The sequence below is a fragment of the Polaromonas sp. genome, from assembly GCF_039932935.1.
GTDB lineage: Bacteria > Pseudomonadota > Gammaproteobacteria > Burkholderiales > Burkholderiaceae_C > Polaromonas.
Genome location: NZ_JBDTPB010000111.1, coordinates 25,818 through 32,073, shown reverse-complemented (window position 1 = coordinate 32,073; position 6,256 = coordinate 25,818). Strand labels below are relative to the sequence as shown.

Here is a 6,256-nt window from a genome sequence, read left to right as displayed (position 1 = left end):
CTGCGCTGCCCCCCGAGGGGGCGCATTTCGCCTTGGGGCGGCCCGGCGGCGAAACAGTAGCCCCCACGGCTGTAGCCTCGCGTACCGCGTCGCCCTCTTGGGGCGTGGCACCTGCTCAGGGCGACCCTTCGCTGCATTCCCAGGCACCGCTGCAGGTCATTACCCGCGCCATGACCGAGCTGGCCGAGCTGGCGCTTGATGTGGCCATGCGCGAGTCCGGCGCCGAACTGGACGGATTGCATGGTGCGCCGCAAGGACCGGACGGGACGCGAGCCCGCATGTGGGTCGTGGGCATGGGCAAACTGGGCGCGCGCGAGCTCAACGTCTCCAGCGACATCGACCTGATTTATGTCTACGACCATGACGGCGAAACACATGGACGCAGCGACGGCCGCGGGCAAATATCCAACCACGAATATTTCGGGCACCAGGTCAAGGCGGTGTTCAGCCTGATCGGCGATGCGACAGAACATGGTTTTGTGTTTCGGGTGGACCTGGCACTTCGGCCCAACGGCAGCTCGGGGCCTGCCGCCATTTCACTCAACGCACTGGAAGAATATTTCCAGGCCCAGGGTCGCGAATGGGAGCGTTTTGCCTGGCTCAAGAGCCGGGTGGTGGCACCGCTTGACTGCGTGCAGAACGGCTCGGCTCAAGCCCTGCGAGGCTCTGTGCTGCCCTTCGTTTTCAGGCGCTACCTTGACTACAGCGTGTTCGACGCGCTGCGCACCTTGCACCGGCAAATCCGCGAACACGCAGCCAAGCGCTGCGCCGGCCATCCGGAGCGCGCCAACGACGTCAAAATGTCGCGCGGCGGCATCCGTGAAATTGAATTCACCGTGCAGTTGCTGCAGGTCGTGCGCGGCGGGCAATTTCCCGAACTCCGCACACGGCCCACAGTCGATGCATTACAGCGTGTGGCACGCGCGGGCCTGATGCCGCAGGAAACCGCTGATGCGCTGGCGCGCGCCTACGATTTCCTCCGCCGGGTCGAGCACCGCATCCAGTACCTCGATGACCAGCAAACCCATGTGCTGCCGACGCGGGACGACGACCTGGCCTGGATCGCGGAAACGTTAGGCTACAGCAATTGCTGCCCTTTCCTCGGTGAGCTCGATACCCATCGGGAACTGGTGGCCGGAGAATTCGACAAGTTGCTCGGCGGCAAGCCCGACTGCAAGGGCTGCGGCAAGACGGTCAAGGCCGCGCCGCAGCAGCTCGAGGACATGCTGGAGCAGCTGTCGGAACAATGGCCGGAGCAGTTCCGCGACCGCCTGGCGCTGTGGCGGCAGCACCCTCGCGTGCTGGCCCTGCGCGAAGACTCCCGCGCGCGGCTGACGCGGCTGGTGCAGCGCACTGCAGCCTGGCTGGCGGAGGGGACGGTCACCGAGGAGGCGGCTGTTCGCATCATCGACTGGATAGAACCCTTGCTCAGGCGGGAAAGTTATCTGGCGCTGCTGCTGGAGCGGCCGGCCGTGCATGAACGCCTGCTGCGCCTGCTGGGCGCTGCCAAATGGCCCGCGCGCTACCTGCTGCAGCACCCGGGCGTCATTGATGAGCTGGCCAGCGACGAACTGCTCAAGGAGCGCTTTGACGGCACCGCCTTTGCGCGTGACCTGCAGCAGCGGCTGGCATCGCTCAAAAGCACCGGCGAAGACGACGAGGAAACCTGCCTGAACCTGCTGCGCCGCGCCCACCACGCGGAAGTGTTTCGCACCCTGGCGCGCGACCTGGAAGGCGTTCTGACGGTCGAGCAGGTCGCCGATGACCTGTCGGCCCTGGCCGAGGCCGTGCTGTGCGTGACCACCGACTGGTGCTGGCAGCGCCTCAGGAACCGGCACCGTGAAACGCCGCAGTTCGCAATCATTGCCTACGGCAAGCTGGGGGGCAAAGAGCTGGGTTACGGCAGCGACCTGGACATCGTGTTCGTCTACGAAGACGACGACGAGCGAGCGCCCGAAGTCTATGCGGCGTTTGTGCGCAAGCTGATCAACTGGCTGACCATCAAGACGGGCGAAGGCGATCTGTTTGAGATAGACACCGCCCTGCGGCCCAACGGCAATTCGGGCCTGCTGGTCACCAGCTTCGAGGCCTATACCCGCTACCAGCAGCAGCGCGGCAGCAACACCGCCTGGACCTGGGAACACCAGGCCATGACACGCGCACGTTTCGTGCTGGGGGAAGAGTCGCTGCGTGAGCGCTTCGAGCAGGTCCGGCAAACCGTCATCACTGCGCCGCGCGACGTTGTGGCCTTGCGCAATGAGATCGTGGCCATGCGCGAAAAAGTGCGCGACGCCCATCCGATCAAAAGCCTTCATGCGCCACCGGCCCTTGCGTATGCACCGGGGTCCGGCGGCACGCCAGTGCTCAAGGCGGAAAAATTTGACGTCAAGCACAGCGCAGGAGGGATGGTGGACGCCGAATTCGCCGTTCAATTTCTGGTGCTGTCGCAGTCAGCCCAGCACCCGGAATTGAGAGACAACGTCGGCAACATTTCCCTGCTGCACCGCGCGGAAGCCGGCGGCTTGCTGCCACCTGGCGTGGGCCAGCGTGCAGCGAGTGCGTACCGCGAACTGCGCCGGGTGCAGCACCACGCGCGCCTCAACGAAGAGCCCACACAGGTCAATCCGCCTTTGCTCGACGCAGAGCGTGGCGCCATCCAGCAATTGTGGGTCGCCGCCTTTAAATCAAACGAATGATTTAATTCAATCGATCGTTTGATCAATGTGCTCTAATCCGGGCACATGACACCGGACCAGCCTCCCACAGCTCCCACAGCGGCTTCGCGTTTTGCCAAGCCTGAGAGCGAATCCCGTAAACAGCGCTCCGATGGCGTCCATGCCCGGGCGCACCTGCTGCTGGCGGCGCTCAGGCTGTTTTCCGAAAAGGGGTACGCCAAAACCTCGATTCGCGAGATCGCGCATGCCGCAGGCGCCAACGTTGCAGCCATCAGCTATTACTTTGGCGACAAGGCCGGCTTGTACCGCGCCGTTTTTACCGAACCGCTGGGCAGCGCGCGCGACGACATTGCGCTGTACAACCAGCCCCACTTCACCTTGCGGCAATCGCTCGAGGGGTTTTTCTCGAGTTTCCTGGAGCCTTTGCGCCAGGGCGAGCTGGTGCAGCTGTGCACCAAGCTGCATTTTCGCGAGATGCTGGAGCCCACAGGCCTGTGGGCGGAAGAAATCGACCAGGGCATCAAACCGGCCCACACCGCACTGGTGCTGGTGCTTTGCCGCCACCTGGGCATCACGAAGGCCGACGATGAGGTGCACCGGCTGGCGTTTTCCATCACCGGCTTAGCGCTGCAAATGTTTCTCAGCCGCGAAGTGGTGGAAGCCATTCGGCCCCAGCTGTTCGGCACCTCCGAGGCGTTGGAGCGCTGGGCCGTCAGCCTGGTGGCATACGCCGAAGCCATGGTCGGAGTCGAAATGACCCGCCGGCTCTCTCTTTCAGACCACTCAGCGGCTGACGTGCCGCGACGCAACATTGCACACCATGAAAAAAACTGATTCCGGGGCCGGACGCTTCGGCCCGCTGTCGGCGGCGGGCCTGCTGGGCGCTTGCGCGTTATGGCTCTCCGGCTGCGCGACAGACACGCCGCACACGCCCACACCGCCGCCCATCCCCACGCAATGGCAAGCGCCCTTGCCGCCAGCGGGCGGCGGCGCAGCATTGCCCCACGGCGGCAGCCTGGGCGCGATGTCGCAATGGTGGCTGCAGCAAAACGATCCCTTGCTGGTGGAGTTGATCATGGCGGCGGAGGCGGTCAGTCCGACTGTTTCGACAGCACGTTCCAACATCGAGCAGGCACGGGCTACACGCGTCGCCTCGGGCGCCGCCATGCTGCCCACGCTCGACGCCACTGCCAGCGTCAGCCGCGGCCGCTCGGCCCCCGTGAATCGCGCGACGCCGCCCATTTCTACCACCGCCCAGATGGGCTTGCAGACCTCCTGGGAAATCGATTTGTTCGGCCAATACGCCGCAGCCCGCGATGCCGACCAGCAGCGGCTGGCAGGTTCACAGGCGCTGTGGCACTCGGCGCGTGTGTCGGTCGCCGCCGAAGTCGCGACGCAGTACTACAGCCTGCGCAGCTGTGAAAAACTGCTCGCGGTGGCGCGTTCCGACGCGGCGTCCCGGGCAGAGACCGCGCGCCTGTCGGAACTCAGCACCAAGGCCGGCTTTCAAGCGCCCGCAACCACGGCATTGGCCCGGGCCAGTGCCGCAGAAGGCAACAGCAACGCCATCCAGCAGCGCGCCCTCTGCGACCTCGATGTCAAAGCGCTGGTCGCCCTGACCGCCGTCGACGAACCGGCGCTGCGCCAAAAACTCGCCAGCACCCCGGCTGATCTCACGCAGGAATCGCCCGCGCCCGTCATCAGCGTTCCCGCCGAAGTGCTGGCCCAACGGCCGGACGTCTTCAACGCGGCACGTGAAGTGGACGCTGCCCACCTGGAAGTCGGCAGCGCGCGCGCGCAGCGCTTTCCAAGGCTGAGCCTGAGCGGCTCGATTGCCACCTCCAAGTCGCACACCAGCGCCAGTTCCCAGCGCTTTGACACCTGGACCGTCGGGCCGTTGCAGCTCACCGTTCCACTGTTTGACGGTGGCGCCAGCGAAGCCAATGTGGACGCCGCGAAGGCGCGCTACGAGGACGCTGCCGCGCAATACCGCGCCAGCGTGCGAAAGGCCGTGCGGGAAGTGGAGGAGGCGCTGGTCAACCTGCAAAGCACGGCCGAACGCAGCCAGGATGCCGTGACCGCCACTCAGGGCTACCGCGCCTCGTTCACAGGCACTGAAGCCCGCTACAAGAGCGGGCTGGCAAGCCTGGTCGAACTCGAGGACGCCCGCCGCACCCTGTTGGCCGCGCAAAGCGCCCAGGTGACCTTGCAACGCGACCGGCGCAGCGCCTGGGTCGCGCTGTATCGGGCCCTCGGCGGCGGCTGGACCACGGCTGAGCCGCCTGTGCCCGCGTTGGTGTCGGATGTGCCAGCCCCGCTGACCCCGGTGGCGATCACCGCGCCCTGAGACACCGCCAGACACCTCCCCCCAAAATCCCAGACCGCCACCGAACACCATGCCACACATCAAACTCACCCCTCTTGCTATCGCTTTGATAGCTGCTGCCGCTCTTGCTGTGGGGGCTACAGCCTTTTTTCTTCTGAAAAAAGACGCCAAAGAGGACGACAAGGCAGTTACCGCCAAACCGGCCTTGACCGTCTCCACCGCATTGCCGGTGCAGATGACCCTGCCCGTCAAGCTCAGCGCCAATGGCAACATCACAGCCTGGCAGGAGGCGGTGATCGGCTCCGAATCGAATGGCTTGCGCCTGGTGCAGGTGCAGGCCAATGTGGGCGACCAGGTCAAGGCCGGCCAGGTGCTGGCGGTGTTTTCGGGCGACAGCGTAAAGGCCGACACTGCCCAGGCCAGGGCCAGCCTGATTGAAGCCCAGGCCAACGCGGCCGATGCGGCGGACAATGCGGCGCGGGCGCGCACCCTGGCGAGCTCAGGCGCACTGAGTGAGCAACAGATCAACCAGTACAACACCGCAGAACAAACCGGCAAGGCGCGCGTCGAAGCCGCCAAAGCCGTGCTGGATGCACAGCAATTGCGCGGCAAAAATACACAGGTCCTGGCACCCGACAACGGCGTGATTTCGGCGCGCACCGCGACGGTGGGCTCGGTGGTGCCGGCTGGCACCGAGCTGTTCCGCCTGATTCGCGGCGGCCGCCTCGAGTGGCGCGCCGAGGTCACTTCGGCGGAACTGGGCCGGATCAAAGCCGGCACCGTGGCCAGCGTGCTGGCGGCCAGTGGCGCCGAACTCAAGGGCCGGGTGCGCATGATCGCCCCGAGCGTGGACCCCCAGACGCGCGCCGCGCTGGTCTACGTGGACCTCCCGGTCTCCGCGGGCATGGCATCCCCGGCCAAGGCCGGCATGTTCGCCCGCGGTGAGTTTGAGCTGGGCAGCACGACCGCCTTGACCGTTCCGCAACAGGCGCTGGTCGTGCGCGATGGTTTTAACTATGTCTTTCGCCTCAATGCCGACAAGCGCATCAGCCAGCTCAAGGTGCAAACCGGCCGGCTTGTTGGCGACCGCATCGAAGTCACCTCGGGCCTGACCCCTGACATCCGCGTCATTGTCAGCGGCGCGGGGTTTCTGAACGACGGCGACCTGGTCCGGGTCAGCGAAGCTCCCGCTGATGCATCGGCAAATCCGGCCGTAGCGCCCGCTGCCAAAGCGCAAGCAGCTATCAAATAAGGA

Annotated in this window: 4 protein-coding genes; all 4 read left to right on the top strand. The window is 65.4% G+C overall.

The window, feature by feature from the left end; translation table 11 throughout:
• Window positions 1–2,696 (top strand): bifunctional [glutamate--ammonia ligase]-adenylyl-L-tyrosine phosphorylase/[glutamate--ammonia-ligase] adenylyltransferase (gene glnE / locus ABI546_RS18220; protein WP_348048825.1); only part of this gene is annotated, 2,696 nt, incomplete at its 5' end.
• A 45-nt stretch (window positions 2,697–2,741) separates the two neighbouring features.
• Window positions 2,742–3,509, top strand: coding sequence for a CerR family C-terminal domain-containing protein (locus ABI546_RS18215; RefSeq protein ID WP_348048823.1), 768 nt, complete (start codon window positions 2,742–2,744; stop codon window positions 3,507–3,509).
• Window positions 3,496–5,022, top strand: coding sequence for an efflux transporter outer membrane subunit (locus ABI546_RS18210; protein ID WP_348048822.1), 1,527 nt, complete (start codon window positions 3,496–3,498; stop codon window positions 5,020–5,022). Before ABI546_RS18215 ends, ABI546_RS18210 begins: the two co-directional genes overlap by 14 nt.
• Window positions 5,023–5,071: 49 nt before the next feature.
• Window positions 5,072–6,253, top strand: a complete 1,182-nt coding sequence (locus ABI546_RS18205; RefSeq protein WP_348048820.1) for an efflux RND transporter periplasmic adaptor subunit — start codon at window positions 5,072–5,074, stop codon at window positions 6,251–6,253.
• Window positions 6,254–6,256 lie beyond the last annotated feature (3 nt).

Excerpts from the sequence above, each read along its gene's own strand:
- ABI546_RS18215 (WP_348048823.1), top strand. The coding sequence starts at position 2,742 with ATGACACCGGACCAGCCTCCCACAGCTCCCACAGCGGCTTCGCGTTTT.
- ABI546_RS18210 (WP_348048822.1), top strand. The coding sequence starts at position 3,496 with ATGAAAAAAACTGATTCCGGGGCCGGACGCTTCGGCCCGCTGTCGGCG.
- ABI546_RS18205 (WP_348048820.1), top strand. The coding sequence starts at position 5,072 with ATGCCACACATCAAACTCACCCCTCTTGCTATCGCTTTGATAGCTGCT.